The organism is Paenibacillus sp. XP01, assembly GCF_057364885.1.
This window is the reverse complement of sequence record NZ_CP139481.1, coordinates 188,559-206,750: the sequence shown is the minus strand read 5'-3', so window position 1 is coordinate 206,750 and position 18,192 is coordinate 188,559. Positions and strand designations below refer to the sequence as shown.

At 46.8% G+C, this 18,192-nt stretch carries 11 protein-coding genes, 1 tRNA gene, 2 other RNA genes and 1 pseudogene; 1 reads left to right on the top strand and 14 read right to left on the bottom strand.

Going from position 1 to position 18,192, the window contains the following annotated elements; all coding sequences use genetic code 11:
* Positions 1-12 precede the first annotated feature (12 nt).
* The 14 genes and pseudogenes from SNR34_RS00980 to SNR34_RS00915 all read right to left on the bottom strand — a co-directional run bounded on the left by SNR34_RS00980 (position 13) and on the right by SNR34_RS00915 (position 17,542).
* Positions 13-918 carry an ABC transporter ATP-binding protein gene (locus SNR34_RS00980; protein WP_486180953.1) on the bottom strand — a complete coding sequence of 302 codons (906 nt, stop codon included), beginning with the start codon at positions 916-918 and terminating at the stop codon, positions 13-15.
* 287 nt (positions 919-1,205) lie between these two features.
* Positions 1,206-1,501: a transfer-messenger RNA gene (gene ssrA / locus SNR34_RS00975) on the bottom strand.
* A gap of 372 nt (positions 1,502-1,873) precedes the next feature.
* Positions 1,874-2,479, bottom strand: a pseudogene (locus SNR34_RS00970) (RelA/SpoT domain-containing protein); the annotation flags it as partial.
* 637 nt (positions 2,480-3,116) lie between these two features.
* Positions 3,117-4,067 (bottom strand): DUF3800 domain-containing protein, encoded by a 951-nt coding sequence (locus tag SNR34_RS00965; protein WP_486180952.1) that lies wholly within the window; start codon positions 4,065-4,067, stop codon positions 3,117-3,119.
* A 1,050-nt stretch (positions 4,068-5,117) separates the two neighbouring features.
* Positions 5,118-5,482: a transfer-messenger RNA gene (gene ssrA / locus SNR34_RS00960) on the bottom strand.
* 291 nt (positions 5,483-5,773) lie between these two features.
* A complete protein-coding gene (gene smpB / locus SNR34_RS00955) occupies positions 5,774-6,256 on the bottom strand; it encodes an SsrA-binding protein SmpB (RefSeq protein WP_236420370.1) in 483 nt (160 codons plus the stop codon).
* Between the two features lie 285 nt (positions 6,257-6,541).
* Complete coding sequence (gene rnr, locus SNR34_RS00950; RefSeq protein WP_486180951.1) at positions 6,542-9,268, bottom strand: ribonuclease R; 2,727 nt, start codon at positions 9,266-9,268, stop codon at positions 6,542-6,544.
* Between the two features lie 534 nt (positions 9,269-9,802).
* Complete coding sequence (gene secG / locus SNR34_RS00945) at positions 9,803-10,036, bottom strand: preprotein translocase subunit SecG (RefSeq protein ID WP_236420372.1); 234 nt, start codon at positions 10,034-10,036, stop codon at positions 9,803-9,805.
* 184 nt (positions 10,037-10,220) lie between these two features.
* Positions 10,221-11,507, bottom strand: a complete 1,287-nt coding sequence (gene eno / locus SNR34_RS00940) for a phosphopyruvate hydratase (protein ID WP_236420373.1) — start codon at positions 11,505-11,507, stop codon at positions 10,221-10,223.
* Positions 11,508-11,732: 225 nt separating this feature from the next.
* The gene (gene gpmI, locus SNR34_RS00935) at positions 11,733-13,277 is read right to left on the bottom strand and encodes a 2,3-bisphosphoglycerate-independent phosphoglycerate mutase (protein WP_236420374.1); all 1,545 of its coding nucleotides are present in this window, start codon (positions 13,275-13,277) and stop codon (positions 11,733-11,735) included.
* A 1-nt stretch (position 13,278) separates the two neighbouring features.
* Positions 13,279-14,031, bottom strand: coding sequence for a triose-phosphate isomerase (tpiA, locus tag SNR34_RS00930; protein ID WP_343262112.1), 753 nt, complete (start codon positions 14,029-14,031; stop codon positions 13,279-13,281).
* 33 nt (positions 14,032-14,064) lie between these two features.
* Positions 14,065-15,246 (bottom strand): phosphoglycerate kinase, encoded by a 1,182-nt coding sequence (locus SNR34_RS00925; protein ID WP_236420376.1) that lies wholly within the window; start codon positions 15,244-15,246, stop codon positions 14,065-14,067.
* Positions 15,247-15,398: 152 nt separating this feature from the next.
* Entirely contained in the window at positions 15,399-16,406 is a 1,008-nt protein-coding gene (gene gap / locus SNR34_RS00920) for a type I glyceraldehyde-3-phosphate dehydrogenase (protein ID WP_236420377.1), read from the bottom strand.
* A 110-nt stretch (positions 16,407-16,516) separates the two neighbouring features.
* Positions 16,517-17,542, bottom strand: a complete 1,026-nt coding sequence (locus SNR34_RS00915) for a sugar-binding transcriptional regulator (protein WP_236420378.1) — start codon at positions 17,540-17,542, stop codon at positions 16,517-16,519.
* A 437-nt stretch (positions 17,543-17,979) separates the two neighbouring features.
* On the opposite strand from SNR34_RS00915, the gene SNR34_RS00910 reads away from it, so the two are divergent.
* Positions 17,980-18,054: transfer RNA gene (locus tag SNR34_RS00910), tRNA-Arg, on the top strand.
* Positions 18,055-18,192 lie beyond the last annotated feature (138 nt).

The following is an 18,192-nucleotide window of genomic DNA, read 5'->3' as shown; positions in this document are numbered from 1 at the left end:
AAAAATGTTTTTTTATCGTATAATCGCTTGTTTATTTGAGCCTGTAAGACTTCGGAATGTATCTTCTAAGCTGGCCGATTGTATATCAATATCGGAAATTCCCCATTCAGACTGCATCAGTTTAAGTAACAATACATCGGTCTCTTGAGCATACAGACGAATTCGCTCGCCGTTGCATTCTGCCTTTTCTACACCAGGTAATGTGAGCCATTCCTGCTCAGCTGGCGCGTTCGCCGCTCGAAATGAAACGGTTCTAAGTGCTGTTTGAGCCTTTAAACGTGCTGGAGTCCCTTCCGCAACAACCTGTCCACTGGCGATGACTGCGATGTGATCTGCGACAGCATCCGCTTCATCTAAATGATGTGTAGTTAAGAGCACCGTACGTCCGTCACTTGCCAGCGCTTGGATAGTGTCCCAAAAGCGGCCACGAGCCTCGATATCCATTCCGACGGTTGGTTCATCAAGCAGGAGAAGCTCTGGATTTCCCGCCAAGCTTTGGGCGAAAGCTAATCTACGGCGTTGTCCTCCAGACAGCGAGGATGCGCGTCGTTTCTGATCCGCGTGGAGACCCGAAATATCTAACAATCGCTCGAGCGACATCGGATTACGATAATAACTGCGGAACAATTGAAGCACTTCTTTCACCGTAAGTCCATCTGCTGCTTTAACATCCTGCATAAGCGCTCCGACGCGCTGCCGTAATTCCTTTGCTCCAGACGGAACCCCCAAGACCCTGACTTCTCCTGATGTTGGCTTGATCATTCCGAGGATCATAGAAATGGTTGTTGTCTTACCCGCCCCATTCGGTCCGAGCAATGCTGTTATTTGACCTTTCTCAAACGACAGATTCATATGATCAACAGCGCAGTAATCGCCGAATTTCTTTACTAGATTTATACATTCAATGGCTTTTGTCATTTTGTCCTGACCTCCGCTAATTTTTTCTTTCGTTACCTGATGTCCTCATTATATTGAAAAAGCGCGAGATTCAATTAGTGTGGGTTGTCACAAGCCGGTTATGACAAATGTCAGAAAATAAAGAGCGATAGCAAAAAAGAAGGACCTCTAAAGGTCCTTCTTCAGCAAAACGTGCATTTGACACTCTTTGAGCGAAGTGTCTTGCTTTGCAAACTTATAGCTAAGGATTTTACACTTTTAATCGAACACAGCAAAAAACCACAATCGCATGCGATTGTGGTTTTTTTGTATGGAGGCGAGGGGAGTCGAACCCCTGTCCGAAGATAACGCCACATAAGCTTCTACGGGTGTAGTCACAGTTTTGATGTCACCTAAGCCGACGCCCCGTAACCGGCTTCGTCAAAGGTCAGCCTGATTGTCTTCTTCAGCACACCCCAGGCGGAGATGTGACAGCGTATCCCACTAAAGTTGAGCCCTCATCCCGGTACATGGGCGATACAGGTTATCAGCTTCCCTTTTGATTATTATGCTCGAGAAATTTACTAAGCACACCTGTATATTGTGGAAGAGAATCATTCAAACGAAAGGGATCAACCGCTACACCTATGCTAGGTGCCCATTTATCTTTGTTTTCAAGCCACCGACTCATACCTCCTTCAATTCTAAAAAAAGTACTTGTAGGCTTATCTTGATGTATTTGTTTCTTTAAATTCTCTATAGTTTCTTTCAAAGCATCTTTTTCTTTTTGATCGATCTTTAATGAGCCTATCTTTTTTTCTAATTTATTTATAGCCTCGTCTTTATCCGCAAGTTCTTTTGCATGTATTTCTTCCATTTTTTGCAGAGCGTTTTTTAGATAAAGTACAAATGAACCCATTTCATCAGCATTCCCTGCAAGTCGATTAAACATTACTAAATAATAACTTAAAATTTCATCATCCATGTTATGAGGATATCTTATTAAATGGTCAATCTCGCTCCAACCTTCTTCAAATATTGTCCTTACTTGTAATTCAACCATCACTTCTGTTTTGTTTGGTCTGGTTTTTAAAATATAATGCAAAGATCTATAACCATATTTGTGGTTAACGATTTGATAAGATTTTTCTTTAAACTGTTCCAGTAATTCTGGATCGTCGCCATCTCTAACATTTGCTTTTGGAGTTTCATGAAGCTCCCACTTATCGTTTACGAAATCATCAATGAATTTCCAATGTCCTTTAAATAAATGTAGTGCTCTTATACCAATTAAATCAGTGATTTTATTCTTATAATCTAAAGTCGTATACTCCAATTCTGGATTGCTCAGTTTTTTCCTTATAATCTTCGCGATCAAATGTTCTGGATCTTTAATTCTTTGCCTTACTGAGTGTACATGTTCTTCTTTTCTGAGAATTGATGCAACGTACTCTGCAACCGGCTCTAACTCGGGAATAAAATTTAAGTAGTCTGAATATATCGCTTGTAATTCTGCCCAACTAATACCACTTTCCTCAAATTTACTTTCACTAATATTGTATTTAATTAAAAATGCTGACTTATCATTAATTGTACTTTCCACAATTCTTCCCCTCTCTACTGTAAACAAACCAATTGACCATCATGAGCGATTTCATCTCGAATACTGATACGAAGTTCAGCCGACAACCTAACAACTTCTTCATGATACTGGAATATGATAAACCTATATTCCCATAACGTGAACGCACTGTCAAAAGAATTGCAGGCTACTTCCTATTCAATATAAACTACAATTCAGTTACGATGTGCTTCTCATACAAAACTGAGGGAGAGAGGTACTAATTTGATGCTACAGTTTTTCGCTTAAAGAAGTCGGAACATCCACCGACAGAACACCAAAATATGAGCCACATCCCGATGATTACATAAAATATAAGCTGGCGGAATGGTTCAGATATGTTGATTTAGGCTGAATTTGTAGAGGGATGCGGGCGTCCTTTTCGCTATTTTTTAACATCTTTGCCGCAGGGTCGGGTATCCGAATATTAATAATTTTCTTCCGTTACAAAATTACTACTTTCAGAATATATAGAATAGAACCCTTAGAAGCTGATGTTTACTATCGCAACACAACACTAAAAGATCGCTGAAATCACCCTTTTTACAATATTTCCATCAGGTACTCAGGTATAATGAATTAATATCGACGGAAATAACACCAAGTTAACCCAGACCTGTTATCTATCGATGAGCGAAAAATTCCTACCTCTTCCCTCAACTTCGTCCTTGTATCCCAAAAACATGCGTACCAATGTATTAGGATACTCCATTAGCTTACGATACTCCTTTGCTGGTAGATCAGGATTCTTCAACATGATCGCCTGAAGCTTGGCTATTTCTGAAACATCGTAGCGAGCCTTGTACACCATAAATTGAGATACGTAATCTCCCATAGACAGTTCTGACAGATGCTCATTACCGTTCCATGAATACAATTTGATCTGTTTTATAAACCGCTCTACATTACTGCCCTCAGACAAGAAGCGATATATCAGATCACTCTTGATTAGCGTTGTATTTGAATCTCCTATGTAGCTTTCTTCCATCAGAAAAACTACAATCCCCATAAACGTATCAATAATTTGTAGGGGAATAGATTCATGAGACTCCTCCGATTCAACAGATGCAATCTTATACCTTTTGCTCCGATATACGGAGTGAGCGTTCATCTGCTCTTTAATTTTGGAATGAAGTCGTAATGAATCGTACTCATCGTTTCGGTCGATTTTAATTTTCACGTCTACCTGACCGTTCAAGTGACGTGTCACTCCATAGAACAATCTCTCAGGAATTTTAATATAGAAAAGATTTCGAAGCTCCATCATCGTAAGGTTTAGTTGTTGAGCAATGCTACAAGCTTCTGTATTATCGACAATTAAAATATTGATATTCACATCCTGATTGATGATGTAGTGAAGAACTTTAAAGTATTTCCTCAAATATTGATCATGATTATACTCCCTAAAATGCAATTCGCTCTTGGTTTCCATTTCCTCAAACATACGTTGTATCGTCTGCGTTATGTCCGTCATTGTCTGCTCGCTGCCACCATAAGCACCGTAATATGAATTTTCTTTTCCGGGCTGATCAATTTTATTCGCTTCATCGAAGTAGATATTATAGATCATCGCACACATCCTACAATCAAAATGATAAAGTAAAGCTTGACTTTCATCCATATACATAATATTATGATTATACAGAAATAATACGGATGAGTATAGTCTTCTCCGCTTCGTTAGCTAGAGCTGACTGTACTCAATAAAAACCCTTCTCCGCTTCGTTAGCAGAGTTGGGTTTTTTTATCCACTCCTACACAAAAAACATGTTAACTCTGATTGTTGTTTCAATAATTTATTTTTAATCCTCTTTACATGACGATTTCTCTTTTCTAACAATCCTTACTTGGAGTTATTTGTTTATATAAATTCTCTGACATCGCCACTTGGATAAAATGATGCAGTAATTGTAGTCATAAAGAATAAGTAAGTTTTGCTGTTAACTCCTGTATTTTAATAAAATATTTCTGCAATATCTACATATTCTTTTGTTTGAAATCTATCCTTTTGAGAAGCTATATCTCAAATAGCATTCAATACTTCTTTGCATAGTGTGCACGTTATTAACAATTCGATTGAAGTTTCCATTTTGTACACTTTCGAGTTGAATATTTTCATGTCTTTGGAAATTTGATAAAAGCTGGAGAGCATAGTGGAGAGGTAAAAACAGTGTATCAATGTAACGGGATTACTTATTTCAGGATCGTCTTTATACGTCGCCTCATTTGCATGAACAAGTAGCCACTTAGCTCCATTTAATAGCATCTGTCTATTATTAAATATTAGATCGGGCCGCTTATATTGTAATATTCGTTCAATATAATCTTGAAGTAATCCTCGTTCCTGACAACGTAAAATGACTTAAGCATGGTATACACCTATCACATCTCCAATTGTGGCGAACAGAAAAACTAGTTGATGTAACCTAAAGCCGTTTACGGGGCGATACTCGGGTGACATCAAAACTGCTACGTACAGAGTTACCGCCATGTAGATCTTCAGAAAAATGTCGTATTCGACGTCAGAAAGCCCATAACCCTAGAGCCGAATCGGTTTACCCGCCCCCTTCGACCGGGCAAGCAAAAACGGACACCGAATGGTGTCCGTCCCTGGTACTACATATGGAGGCGAGGGGAGTCGAACCCCTGTCCGAAGATAACGCCACATAAGCTTCTACGGGTGTAGTCACAGTTTTGATGTCACCTAAGCCGACGCCCCGTAACCGGCTTCGTCAAAGGTCAGCCTGATTGTCTTCTTCAGCACACCCCAGGCGGAGATGTGACAGCGTATCCCACTAAAGTTGAGCCCTCATCCCGGTACATGGGCGATACAGAGCGAGAGCACGCTCACAGGTTATTAAGCTGCGAAAGCGTAGTTGTTTTGTTGTTTGCCAGTTAATTGGCTTTAGCGTTGATGAAGCGGACGCGTCCCCACTACCCGCTACCCATGCTCGAACTATCCCCGTCGAATCCATAAACGCCCCCTCAATTAAGAAGGGCTCCTGGATTAATCCGTGAATACGGAGCAAAGGTGCTGCATGTCTTTTCCCTCCAAGGTGAAAAGCATGCTCTTTGAATCTCGGCATTCCTGCTGGCTACATTTATTATGTTACCACAGCAGTGAGCACCGCTCTAGTGCAGATTGCTGGAAAGCGATCCATTTGGCCGCACCATGTGCAGGCTTATCCAATCTCACCAGTGCAAGAAACTCGTTTCATCATTATACCGCTTTCGAAAAAAGAAGTAAAGTTTGCCAGCGCCAGTACGCTTAACCTGTTAACGAGCTACCTTCTGCTTCTCGCGCAATGCCCGTTGAATATCGCGTTGAGCATCCCGTTTCGCAGCCGATTCGCGTTTGTCGTATTGCTTCTTCCCTTTACCCAATCCAAGCAGCAGCTTCGCATAGCCGTTACGGATGTAAATCTTCAAAGGCACGATGCTGTATCCTTCCTGTTTGGACAAACCGAGCAGCTTATGAATCTGCGATTTGTGCAGCAGCAGCTTACGCGTGCGTGTCGGATCGGACGGGTTATGCCGGTTGCCTTGTTCGAACGGGCTGATGTGCATGTTATGAATGTGGATCTCGCCATTACGGATTGTGGCAAATGCATCGCTAATGTTGGAACGTCCGTTGCGAATAGATTTGATCTCCGTTCCGGTGAGCACCATGCCCGCTTCATACGTATCTTCAATGAAGTAGTCATGGGAAGCCTTTTTGTTCTGTGCAAGCACTTTGTTCTGTCCATCATTCTTGCCCATGTACTCACTCCTTCTTCATAAAAATACCCCGGTATCCAACCAGGATCAATGCGTCCAATTACGCCTAAAAAACCACGGGTCAGACTTTAATTTTAGCAAGTATGACGGTTAAAATCAAGAAAGAGGAGGCTTTCATCGCCTCCCCTTAACCTGATCCTTCACGATTGGACAGCCGTTTCTCTCTACCCAACAACAAGCTGTCAACAACCGCGTCGATCTCTCAGTCTTACCAAGCATTCTAAAGCATTACCGCCCACTTAAAGCAGAATCTGCCCGGCTCACTTATTACTTTTTCTTTTTGCGTACAAACGCAGCCGTTCCGTTGTTCGCTGCCCCTTTGTTTTTCTTGCGCTTGCGACGCGGCGCGTCACCTTCCTGCACGCTTCCCGGCGTTGCCGCTTCACCGATGAAGATGCCGCTCGGCGACGTTTTCTTCTTGCGGCCGCCGCTTGCTTTGCCGTTCTTGCCGCCGGCTTTGCCGGATTTCTTGAAGCTGCGTTCGCTTGAACCGCTGCCACCTTCCGTCGTTAGTGAAGGTGAGCTGTATCCGCCTTTACCCGAACCAAAACTGAAACTTACCGCTCCGGCATTCGCGCTCCGGGCTGCTCCACCGTTCATTTCCGCTGTAGAATGACGCTCTCCTCTCGGCTTACCGCCGCCTTGGCCGGAAACACCGCCAGCCTCTACGCTGCCACCCTTCCGGCCAGACTCTGCCGATTTGGAACCGCCACGCCGCTTGCTGCCGTTTTTACCCGAGAAGTCGCCTTTGCCTCCCCGCGATCCGCCGGATCCAAAGGAACCTCCCTTGCCTCCGCCGCGTGCGCCTTTGCCGCCAGCGCCACGTCCGCCAAAGGAGCTGTCACGTTCGCGCCGTGGTTTCATGTCCACCATCTCGAAGTCGATCGTATACTCATCCATGTTGACGCGCGCAACGCGAATTTTAGCTTCATCCCCGATGCGGAATACCTTGGAAGTGCGCTCTCCGATCAAGGCCATATGCTGGTCGTCAAAATGGTAATAATCGTCCGTCAGGGCACTGAGGCGAATGAGACCTTCCACTGTGTTTTCCAGTTCAATGAACATGCCAAAGCTGGTTACGCTGCTGATGATGCCGTCGAATTCCTCGCCGACTTTGTCGAGCATGTATTCGGCTTTCTTCATTTTCTCCGTATCCCGCTCGGCCTCGACCGCTACGCGTTCGCGTTCGGATGACTGTTGGGCAATGTCCGGCATGCGTGCAGCCAGATGCTCTTGACGGTTTTCCGGCAGCATCCCCCCGTTTTCGATGACCTCGCGAATGACCCGGTGAATGACCAGATCGGGATAACGCCGAATCGGAGACGTGAAATGGCTGTAGTATTCGGCCGCGAGACCGAAGTGCCCCGACATTTCCGCATCGTACTTCGCCTGTTTCATCGAACGAAGCATCATCGTGCTGATGACCGTTTGCTCCTTCGTGCCCTGGATGTCCTCGAGCAGCGACTGGAGCGCGCGAGGATGAATCGAATTGCCGCGGCCTTTGACATGATGTCCGAAATTGGCCGCAAAAGCCAGAAAGTTCTGAAGCTTCTCCTGATCCGGATCTTCGTGCACGCGATAGATAAACGGTACCTTCAGCCAGTGGAAATGCTCTGCCACCGTTTCATTGGCAGCCAGCATGAATTCCTCGATGATTTGCTCGGCAATGGAGCGTTCGCGTTTCACGATATCAACCGGCTTGCCCTCTTCGTTGACGATGATTTTGGATTCCTCAAAGTCGAAATCCACCGCGCCGCGTTTCATGCGCATTCCGCGCAGCTTCAGTGCGAGTTCCTTCATCAAATGGAAATCGTCCACCAAATCCTTGTAGCGTTCAAGCAGCTCGGGATCTTCCCCCTCCAGGATTTTGCGCACATTCTTATATGTCATGCGTTCCTTCGTCTTGATGACGCTCGTGAATATGTCATGCTTCACAACCTTCATCTGGTCGTTGAATTCCATTTCGCACGAAAGCGTCAAGCGATCTACCTGCGGGTTCAAGCTGCAAATCCCGTTGGACAGGCGATGCGGCAGCATCGGAATAACCCGATCCACCAAATACACGCTGCATCCGCGGTTGTAGGCTTCCTGATCCAGCTTGGAATTTTCGCGCACGTAATATCCGACATCGGCGATATGAACACCTAAGCGGTAATTGCCGTTAGGCAGTCTTTCCACGTTGACCGCATCGTCCAAGTCTTTGGCATCCTCGCCGTCGATCGTCACGATGTTGAGACCACGCAAATCGCGGCGTCCCTGCTGCAAAATCTCTTCGTCCGTAATGGTTTCCGGCGCGTTCTCCGCTTCCTCCATCACTTCGTCTGGAAAAGCCTCCGGCAGCTGATGTTTGCGAATGACCGACAAAATGTCGATGCCCGGATCGTCTTTATGGCCAAGAACTTCGATAATCTCGCCCTCTGCCGCAGCACGGCCTTCCGGGTAGCTTACAATTTTGGCGACAACCTTCTGCCCATCAACCGCTCCGCCGAAATTGGTGCGTGGAATGAAAATGTCGCGATTGATTCTTTTATCATCCGGAATAACAAATCCATATACTTCTTGGCTTTGGAACACGCCAACCACCTGCGTAATCGCACGTGTGACGATCCGGATAATCTCGCCCTCCAAACGTCCCCCAGCCGGTCCCTGAGACGTTACTTTGACCAATACGATATCTCCGTTCATTGCACTTTTCATATCGTTGGCATGAATGTATACATCCGGGTGATCCTTATCTTCCGGAATCAGGAACGCAAACCCTTTGGCATGGGCCTGCAGACGTCCCCGCACCAAATTCATGCGTTCGGGCACGCCATATCGGTTACTGCGCGTAAGCAAAATTTGCCCGGAATCCTCCAGCTTGTTCAGCATAACCAGAAAATCCTTGAAATCAGCCGCGTCCTCGATCTGAAAGTGCTGTTCCAGCTCCTGATAAGTCATCGGTTTATAAGCGGTTTCCCGCATGAAGTCGAGCAGTTGTTGTTCAGTAATCATTAATTTTCACCTCGGGAAACATAAGAGTGTAATCTGTTTTGCTTTATTGTATGTATCGGAATCCTCGCGGATTTTATGCAATTCGAGCAGTTGTCCTCACTTATCACATACCCTAGTATACACGAATTTAATCCGGCCCATCCGTGCTCCGCAAAATTAACCCCGTCCTGCCGTTGTGCATTCAAAGCGGTTACATCCTGCATAGCTGACTGCAAACGTTCCGTATCATGGTCACCAAAATATTCATAAACGATGGTACATCAACGAAAAACCATGATCAACATAAATTCGGTCGATACATGTTAAGCGGGGAATACGATAAGAGCGTGCGGAGGGAATTAAAAGGAGCGCTCACCCAACACAGGGGATCGGATCTTTTGAAAAGTTCAGCATTAATAACACTAAACCACTGTATAGACGCAGGTTCAAGAAAAAAATTCCACTAACGATGGTTACAAAAAAACCTCCGTTCCTGTCGAAACGAAGGTTTTGTCATTCAATCGTCCATTGCCTAACTTACAGCAAGTCTACTTCTTATTTCAAAATAAACGTTACCGCAACAGCAAGAATCATGAATCCTGCACCAAATACAATCGTTGCACGTTGCAAGAAAAGATCGAGTCCGCGCGCTTTCGTTTTACCGAAAAGATGTTCCGCACCACCGGAGATGGCACCCGCCAGACCTGCGCTTTTCCCGTGCTGCAGCAATACAACAGTGATCAGACCGATCGAAAACACAACGAGCAGCAATTTCAAAGCTATATCCATTCTTTCCACCTCCTACTCCTGTGGGCATAACATCTCAACATAAAAACAGTTAGTTTAATTGTAGCATAGCTAATCGCGCGACACAAGTGGATAAGCCCAAGCGATCCTGCTGCTGAGCGCTGTTCGGTGAACAAAAACAGGCAAGCCGGTGACCCGGCTTGCCCTGGAGTTGTCGCAAGACAACTTATTTTTTGAGGTTGTAGAAACCTTTGAGACCATTGTATTGGGCCAATTCGCCCAGTTGGTCTTCGATGCGGAGCAATTGGTTGTACTTCGCGATACGGTCTGTACGGGAAGGTGCACCTGTTTTGATTTGTCCAGCGTTAGTAGCAACCGCGATGTCAGCGATTGTGCTATCTTCGGACTCACCGGAACGGTGGGAGATAACCGCTGTGTATCCTGCACGTTTAGCCATTTCGATCGCATCGAACGTTTCAGTCAATGTACCGATTTGGTTCACTTTGATCAGGATGGAGTTACCGATTCCTTTTTCGATACCTTGAGCCAGACGCTCAGTGTTCGTTACGAACAAGTCGTCACCAACGAGTTGTACTTTGTCACCCAATTTCTCAGTGAGCAATTTCCAACCTTCCCAGTCGTCTTCGGACATACCGTCTTCGATCGTGATGATTGGGTATTTATCAACCCAAGAAGCCAGAAGGTCAACATACTCAGCGGAAGTGTAGGATTTGCCTTCGCCAGCCAATGTGTATTTACCATCTTTGTAGAACTCTGTGGAAGCTACGTCCATACCCAGGAATACGTCAACGCCTGGTTTGTAACCTGCTTTTTCAATAGCTTCGATGATTGTAGTGATTGCTTCTTCGTTGGACTTCAGGTTCGGTGCGAAGCCGCCTTCGTCACCTACAGCTGTGTTCAGGCCTTTGGAGCTCAGAACGGATTTGAGGTTGTGGAAGATTTCTGCGCCTACGCGAAGAGCTTCTTTGAAGCTTGGTGCTCCAACAGGAAGAACCATGAACTCTTGAACGTCGATGTTGTTGTCAGCATGCTCACCACCGTTGATGATGTTCATCATTGGTACTGGAAGTGCTTTAGCGTTGAATCCGCCCAGGTATACGTACAATGGCAGGTCCAGAGCATCGGCAGCCGCGCGAGCTACAGCCATGGATACAGCCAGGATTGCGTTAGCACCCAATTTTCCTTTGTTTGGCGTACCATCCAAAGTGATCATCAATTTGTCGATACCCAGTTGATCCAGAGCGTCCATGCCGATTACTTCTGGAGCAATGATTTCGTTTACGTTCTTAACAGCTTGCAGAACGCCTTTACCCATGTAACGGGATTTGTCGCCATCGCGAAGCTCAACAGCTTCGTGGGCACCAGTGGAAGCACCGGATGGAACGATTGCGCGTCCGATTGCGCCGGACTCCAGATATACTTCAACCTCAACAGTAGGGTTACCGCGGGAATCGAGGACCTCGCGAGCGTACACGTCAGAAATGATAGTCATGAGTGATAATCTCCTTTGTAGTTGGAATTTTTATTTGGGACCCACTTACGTTTGCACTGATTCACTACGTCCGCAGAATCGCCTTCCGATCGCTAATTATCCCCTGATTTCTTTGAACTTATTTTCATAAGTTGAAATCATGTGATAAAGGCGACCGCTTCGCTTCTCCAGGCTATTTCTGCTTCCTCCGTTCATTGTGCAAACTTCACACGTCTCATAGAAAAATTATTTGCGGGCAGCAATAACGGATGTTCCCGTCATTTCTTCCGGTTTTGGCAGCTGCATCAGGTCGAGAATCGTTGGCGCGATATCCGCCAAAATTCCGCCTTCGCGCAGCGTTACGTTTTCGTCCGTTACGATGAACGGAACCGGATTGGTTGTATGTGCAGTGAACGGACGTCCCTGCTCGTCAAATACCATATCCGCGTTACCATGGTCAGCCGTGATCAGCACAACGCCGCCTTTGGCAAGAACAGCTTCAACGACGCGGCCCATGCATTCATCTGTCGCTTCAACCGCCTTGATGGTAGGCTCCAGCAAACCGGAGTGTCCGACCATGTCAGGGTTGGCAAAGTTCAGGATGATCGCATCGTGTTTATCCGATTCAATCTCACGCACCGCTGCGTCAGCCACTTCATAAGCGCTCATCTCCGGCTTCAGGTCGTATGTTGCGACCTTCGGCGAGTTGATCAGCACGCGAGTTTCGCCTGGAAGCTCCACATCGCGGCCGCCGCTGAAGAAGAACGTTACGTGAGGATATTTTTCGGTTTCTGCAATGCGCAGCTGTTTTTTTCCTTGCTGTACGAGAACTTCGCCCAGCGTGTTGTCCAAGTTTTTCGGCTCGTAAGCCACAAAACCATCCACTGTCTCGCTGAACAATGTCAAGCACACAAAGTGCAGGCCTTCAGGGAATTTCGGTCCACGATCGAAACCGCGGAAATCCTTGTTGGTGAATACCTGCGACAACTGGATCGCGCGGTCAGGACGGAAGTTGAGGAATACGACGGAGTCGCCGCTTTCCACGAGACCTACCGGTTGACCGTCCGCTTTGACGATGACCGTTGGTTCAACGAATTCGTCGAACACGGATTTTTCGTACGATTCTTCGACCGCTTTGAGCGGGTCAGTATACTGCGGACCTTCGCCATAAACGATGGCACGATAGGATTTCTCCACGCGCTCCCAGCGTTTGTCGCGGTCCATCGCATAATAACGGCCTTGGACCGTTGCGATTTGTCCGATACCAACCTCTTCGATTTTGGCGATCAGTTTTTTCATGAAGTCTTTACCGCTATCCGGCATAACGTCGCGACCATCCATGAAAGCATGAATGTACACGTCATTCATTCCTTCTTTTTTGGCCAGGTCCAGCATAGCAAACAGGTGATCGATGTGGCTATGTACGCCGCCATCGGACAACAGGCCATACAGGTGCAGTTTTTTGCCGTTTTGCTTTGCTTCGCGCACCGCTTTGACAAGCGTTTCGTTTTCGAAAAACTCGCCTTCGCGAATGGACTTCGAAATCCGGGTCAAGTCTTGATATACGATGCGGCCTGCACCGATATTCAAATGGCCTACCTCGGAGTTACCCATTTGCCCTTCAGGCAAACCAACAGCTTCGCCGCAAGCGGTAAGCGTGGTGTGAGGGTATTTGCTCATGTATTTGTCGTAGTTCGGTTTGTTGGCTTGTGCCACGGCATTACCTTCCACCGTGTTACGAAGTCCGAAACCGTCCATGATGATCAATGCTACCGGTTTTGGTGCTGTCATCTTACTTCGCCCCCTCAACAAGCGCGATAAACGAAGCTGGCTGCAGGCTGGCACCGCCAACGAGCGCACCATCGATGTCGCTTTGTCCGAGGTATTCTGTTACGTTCTCAGGTTTAACGCTGCCGCCGTATTGAATGCGGACTGCATCAGCAACCTTCTCGTTGTACAGATCCTTCACGAGGCTGCGGATGTAAGCAATAACTTCATTCGCATCTTGGGAAGTGGAGGATTTGCCTGTACCGATCGCCCAGATTGGCTCATAAGCGATAACCACTTGAGCTGCTTGCTCAGCGGAAAGACCTGCAAAAGCAGCTTCGGTTTGCACTTTGCAAACGTCTTTCGTTTGATCCGCTTCGCGCTCTTCAAGCGTCTCACCAAGGCAGAAGATTGGAGTCAATCCGTGACGGAATGCGGCATGCATCTTTTTGTTGACCGTCTCATCGGTTTCCGCGAAATATTGACGACGCTCCGAGTGGCCGATGATCACATAGTCCACGCCGAGGTCTTTCAGCATAACGCCGCTGATTTCGCCTGTGAATGCGCCGTTGTCTTCGAAGTGAAGGTTTTGGGCACCGATTTTAATGTTTGTTCCTTTAACGGCTTCGACGAGGGCTGGCAGATTGGTAAAAGGCGCACAAATGACCGTTTCAACGCCATCAACCTCTGCTTTGCCTTTGACTTCCTGAATGAAGTCAGTAGACTCGGAAACCGTTTTGAACATTTTCCAGTTACCTGCGATAATTGGTGTTCTCATCTGTTTCAACTCCTTCATGCTATAGCTTAAAGCTTACTTGTCGTTCAATGCAACTACGCCTGGAAGCTGTTTGCCTTCCATGAATTCGAGGGAGGCACCGCCACCTGTGGAGATGTGGTCCATTTTGTCAGCCAGCTTGAATTTCTCAGCCGCTGCAGCAGAGTCTCCGCCACCGATTACAGTGTAAGCGTCTGTTGTTGCGCATGCTTCCGCTACCGCACGAGTACCGTGGGAGAATGGCTCGATTTCAAATACGCCCATTGGTCCGTTCCAAACAACGAGTTTGGAGTTTTTGATTACGTCAGCGTAAATCTCGCGCGTTTTAGGACCGATGTCGATTCCTTCCCAATCCGCAGGGATGTCGCCTACTTCAACGATCTTAGTGTTAGCATTTGCGCTGAAGTCATCGGAGATCACGATATCCACCGGCAGGTAGAAGTTTTTGCCCAGTTTTTTTGCTTTTTCGATGAAGCCCAGAGCAACGTCCAGTTTGGACTCGTCGAGCAGGGATTGACCCACTTCGAAGCCTTGTGCCTTCATGAATGTGTAGGACAGGCCGCCACCGATGATTACGTTGTCTGCGATGTTAAGCAGGTTGTCGATGACATCGATTTTGTCTTTTACTTTGGAACCGCCGATAATCGCCGTGAAAGGACGGTCAGGGTTGGACAATGCTTTACCCAAAACCTCCAGTTCTTTCTCCATCAGCAAGCCGGATACGGCTGGCAGCAGGTGAGCGATGCCTTCTGTGGAAGCGTGTGCTCTGTGCGCCGCGCCAAATGCATCGTTGACGAATACGTCAGCCAGCTCGGCAAACGCTTTTGCCAATTCCGGATCGTTTTTCTCTTCGCCAGCGTGGAAACGCACGTTTTCAAGCAGCAGAACGTCACCGTTTTTCAGTTCGGCAACTTGCGCTTTTACAGCTTCACCGATCGAATCGTCAGCTTTGACTACCGGTTTGCCCAGCAGTTCGGACAAGCGCTCGGCAGCCGGAGTCAGACGCATGGACTCGACAACTTCGCCTTTTGGACGTCCCAGGTGGCTCGCCAAAATAACCTTTGCGCCTTTTTCGATCAAGTAGTTGATCGTAGGCAGGGTTTCGCGAATACGTTTGTCATCTGTAATTTTACCATCTTCGAGCGGCACATTGAAATCTACACGTACAAATACCTTTTTACCGTTCAATTCGATATCGCGTACACTTTTTTTGTTCATTGGTCGTTCCTCCGCACCCATGTATTTTGTGCATGATCATGGGGCCAGAATAGCCCTGTTCATGCCGGTGTTTTTGAGAAATTTGCAAAAGGTTGATAGATAAAGAGCGGAAACAACAATAGCTCTGTTTCCGCTCTATGATGATGCAGATATTACTTGATCATTTTTGCAAAGTGCTCCAATGTGCGAACCAATTGAGCTGTGTAGGACATTTCGTTGTCGTACCAAGCTACAGTTTTAACCAGTTGTTGGTCGCCCACAGTCAGAACTTTAGTTTGAGTTGCATCGAACAGGGAACCGAAAGTGATGCCCACGATGTCGGAAGATACGATTTCGTCTTCTGTGTATCCGAAAGTTTGCGGATCGGAAGCTTCTTTCATTGCTGCGTTAACTTCTTCAGCCGTTACTTTTTTCTCCAGAACCGTTACCAGCTCAGTCAGGGAACCTGTTGGTGTTGGTACGCGTTGAGCTGCACCATCCAATTTGCCTTGCAGTTCAGGGATAACCAGACCGATTGCTTTAGCAGCACCAGTTGTGTTAGGAATGATGTTTTCAGCCGCTGCGCGAGCACGACGGAAGTCACCTTTAGGGTGCGGAGCATCCAGCGTGTTTTGGTCGCCAGTGTAAGCGTGGATTGTAGTCATCAAACCTTGAACGATTCCGAATTTGTCTTGCAGTGTTTTTGCCATAGGAGCCAGGCAGTTTGTTGTGCAAGATGCGCCGGAGATTACAGTTTCAGTACCGTCGAGGATGTCATGGTTTACGTTGTAAACGATGGTTTTCATGTCGCCAGTAGCTGGTGCGGAGATAACCACTTTTTTAGCGCCGCCTTTAAGGTGTTTCTCAGCAGCTTCTTTTGTTGTGAAGAAACCAGTACATTCCAGAACGATGTCTACGCCCAGGTCGCCCCAAGGCAGTTCTTCTGGGTTACGGTTAGCGATAACTTTAACTTCTTTGCCGTTCACTTTGAAGAAACCGTCGTGTACTTCAACTTCGCCGTCGAAACGACCTTGAGTTGTATCATATTTAAGCAAATGCGCGAGCATTTTAGCGTCAGTCAAGTCGTTGATTGCTACAACTTCGATGCCTTCTACATTTTGAATGCGGCGGAATGCCAAACGACCGATACGTCCAAAACCGTTAATACCTACTTTAATCATGAGTAAGTTCCTCCCAAGTTTTGATTAGTTTTGTATGAAGCTTTATATATTCAAGACAGACGGTGAGGTCCGTCAAGACAACTGAATTACGATACGAATAGGAAAAGCAATCAGTCCAACTCGGCGACGATGACTTTCGCCGCGGCCTCGTCGATGATCAGAATATCTTCCTGGCCGAACCGGAGCACCGAATGAATGGCAGCTGCCTTGCTGGCGCCGCCCGCAATGCCGATGACCACGTCCGTCCTTTCGATATCCTGCAGCCGCATGCCCAGAGTGAGCATGGTATGTACCACTTCACCCTGATCGTTGAAGTAATAACCGTAAGATTCGGATACTGCCCCTTGCTCCTTGAGCTCTTCTAAGATCTCCGGTGCAAGCTTGCGCCTCCGCGCCATCTCCACGGCATCGCCGATTCCGTGAATGACTATCCGCGATTTGCGGATCAGCTGCAGAATCTCTTGCACGCTCGGGTCCTGAATCAGCGATTCATAAGCGTGATCACTTAGCAAATCCGGTACATGCAGGAGTTTGTATTGTGCTCCCGCCCGCTTTGCCATCGTGGATGCAATCGTATTGGCCTGAATTTCAAGGCTTTCTCCCAGCCCGCCCCGCGCAGGCACGAACCAGACGCCTTTGAGTGAGGTCGGCAGCGTCAATTGCTCCGCAACTTCGGCCGTCGTTGAGCCGCCCGTGACAGCTACAACATCATTATCGTTCATAACACTGCTCAGCGCTTTCGCTCCGGCCTTGCCCAATTCCCGCTTGGCCAGCGGTGAGGCATCCGAATCGCCGGGAACGACGACTACCTTTTGCAGACCGTAGGCTTGCATGATGCGTTCTTCCAGTTCGGACAATCCGAACAGCTCTTTGGCTACCGGCTCCAATTGCTGCAGCAACTCAAGCCCCGCCTCGCTGATCTTCATCCCCGCGCTGTCGATTTCAATTAGTCCCTGAGCCTTCAACAGATCGGTCTCAGCTCTCAGAACCCGCTCGGTCATCTGCATGGAATTGGCTAACGTTCTTCGTCCGATCACATCCGATAACATGATCTGGTGGAGAATCGTATACCTCTTCTTCAAGACATCCATGAGATCAGGCAGAAGCTGCTTTTGCACTTCTAAAATCTTTCGCATGCTTTCCACTCCCGCAAGCTTCTCGTTCCAAGCTCATATCATGGCCCTAAAATGTCCCGGGTTAACTTTTTAAGTCCCACGTATATTCTACCTAAAACTGACGCGACATGCAAGTGTTTCAAAGGCCCATTTCATCCCGTTTCAGGGCATTTTCACGCTCAATTTTTCACAATCCTGCCACGGCAACTTGTAGTCCGCATTCGGCATACTATATATAGAAGATCGGCTGCTTTCCCATCTATATATCGCCCCTGCAAACCAGGAGACCGCACATCAACAAACCTCTTATAGCATGTACCGAAAGCAGTTCTTTATCCGCATATTTTCAGCATGATCATTTTCGGCACATTCCAAACGATTTCTTTCGAATCATCTGCTTGCAATTGATTGGGTCATGAGCTATAATCATTATTGCTGTCACATATTTGATTGATTGTGCGCCCGTGGTCCAATGGATATGACGTAGGCCTCCGAAGCCTGAGATCCAAGTTCGATTCTTGGCGGGCGCGCCATTTTTACTTTGCTTTCATAAGTTGTTTAACCAGTGAAACCGGAGAGGTTTCTTTTTTTTCAAAGTTAGTTTGACTTTCTTTGACTTTTTGATTGAAATTGTTTATGATGTGGTTAATACGGTAACAGTTTAAATATAA

What these genes read in the sequence shown, in the direction of transcription:
- gpmI (WP_236420374.1), bottom strand. Translation starts at nt 13,277, where the DNA reads ATGACAGCACCAAAACCGGTAGCATTGATCATCATGGACGGTTTCGGA.
- SNR34_RS00980 (WP_486180953.1), bottom strand. Translation starts at nt 918, where the DNA reads ATGACAAAAGCCATTGAATGTATAAATCTAGTAAAGAAATTCGGCGAT.
- secG (WP_236420372.1), bottom strand. Translation starts at nt 10,036, where the DNA reads ATGGATATAGCTTTGAAATTGCTGCTCGTTGTGTTTTCGATCGGTCTG.
- eno (WP_236420373.1), bottom strand. Translation starts at nt 11,507, where the DNA reads ATGACTATCATTTCTGACGTGTACGCTCGCGAGGTCCTCGATTCCCGC.
- SNR34_RS00925 (WP_236420376.1), bottom strand. Translation starts at nt 15,246, where the DNA reads ATGAACAAAAAAAGTGTACGCGATATCGAATTGAACGGTAAAAAGGTA.
- rnr (WP_486180951.1), bottom strand. Translation starts at nt 9,268, where the DNA reads ATGATTACTGAACAACAACTGCTCGACTTCATGCGGGAAACCGCTTAT.
- gap (WP_236420377.1), bottom strand. Translation starts at nt 16,406, where the DNA reads ATGATTAAAGTAGGTATTAACGGTTTTGGACGTATCGGTCGTTTGGCA.
- SNR34_RS00915 (WP_236420378.1), bottom strand. Translation starts at nt 17,542, where the DNA reads ATGCGAAAGATTTTAGAAGTGCAAAAGCAGCTTCTGCCTGATCTCATG.
- SNR34_RS00965 (WP_486180952.1), bottom strand. Translation starts at nt 4,067, where the DNA reads ATGATCTATAATATCTACTTCGATGAAGCGAATAAAATTGATCAGCCC.
- tpiA (WP_343262112.1), bottom strand. Translation starts at nt 14,031, where the DNA reads ATGAGAACACCAATTATCGCAGGTAACTGGAAAATGTTCAAAACGGTT.
- smpB (WP_236420370.1), bottom strand. Translation starts at nt 6,256, where the DNA reads ATGGGCAAGAATGATGGACAGAACAAAGTGCTTGCACAGAACAAAAAG.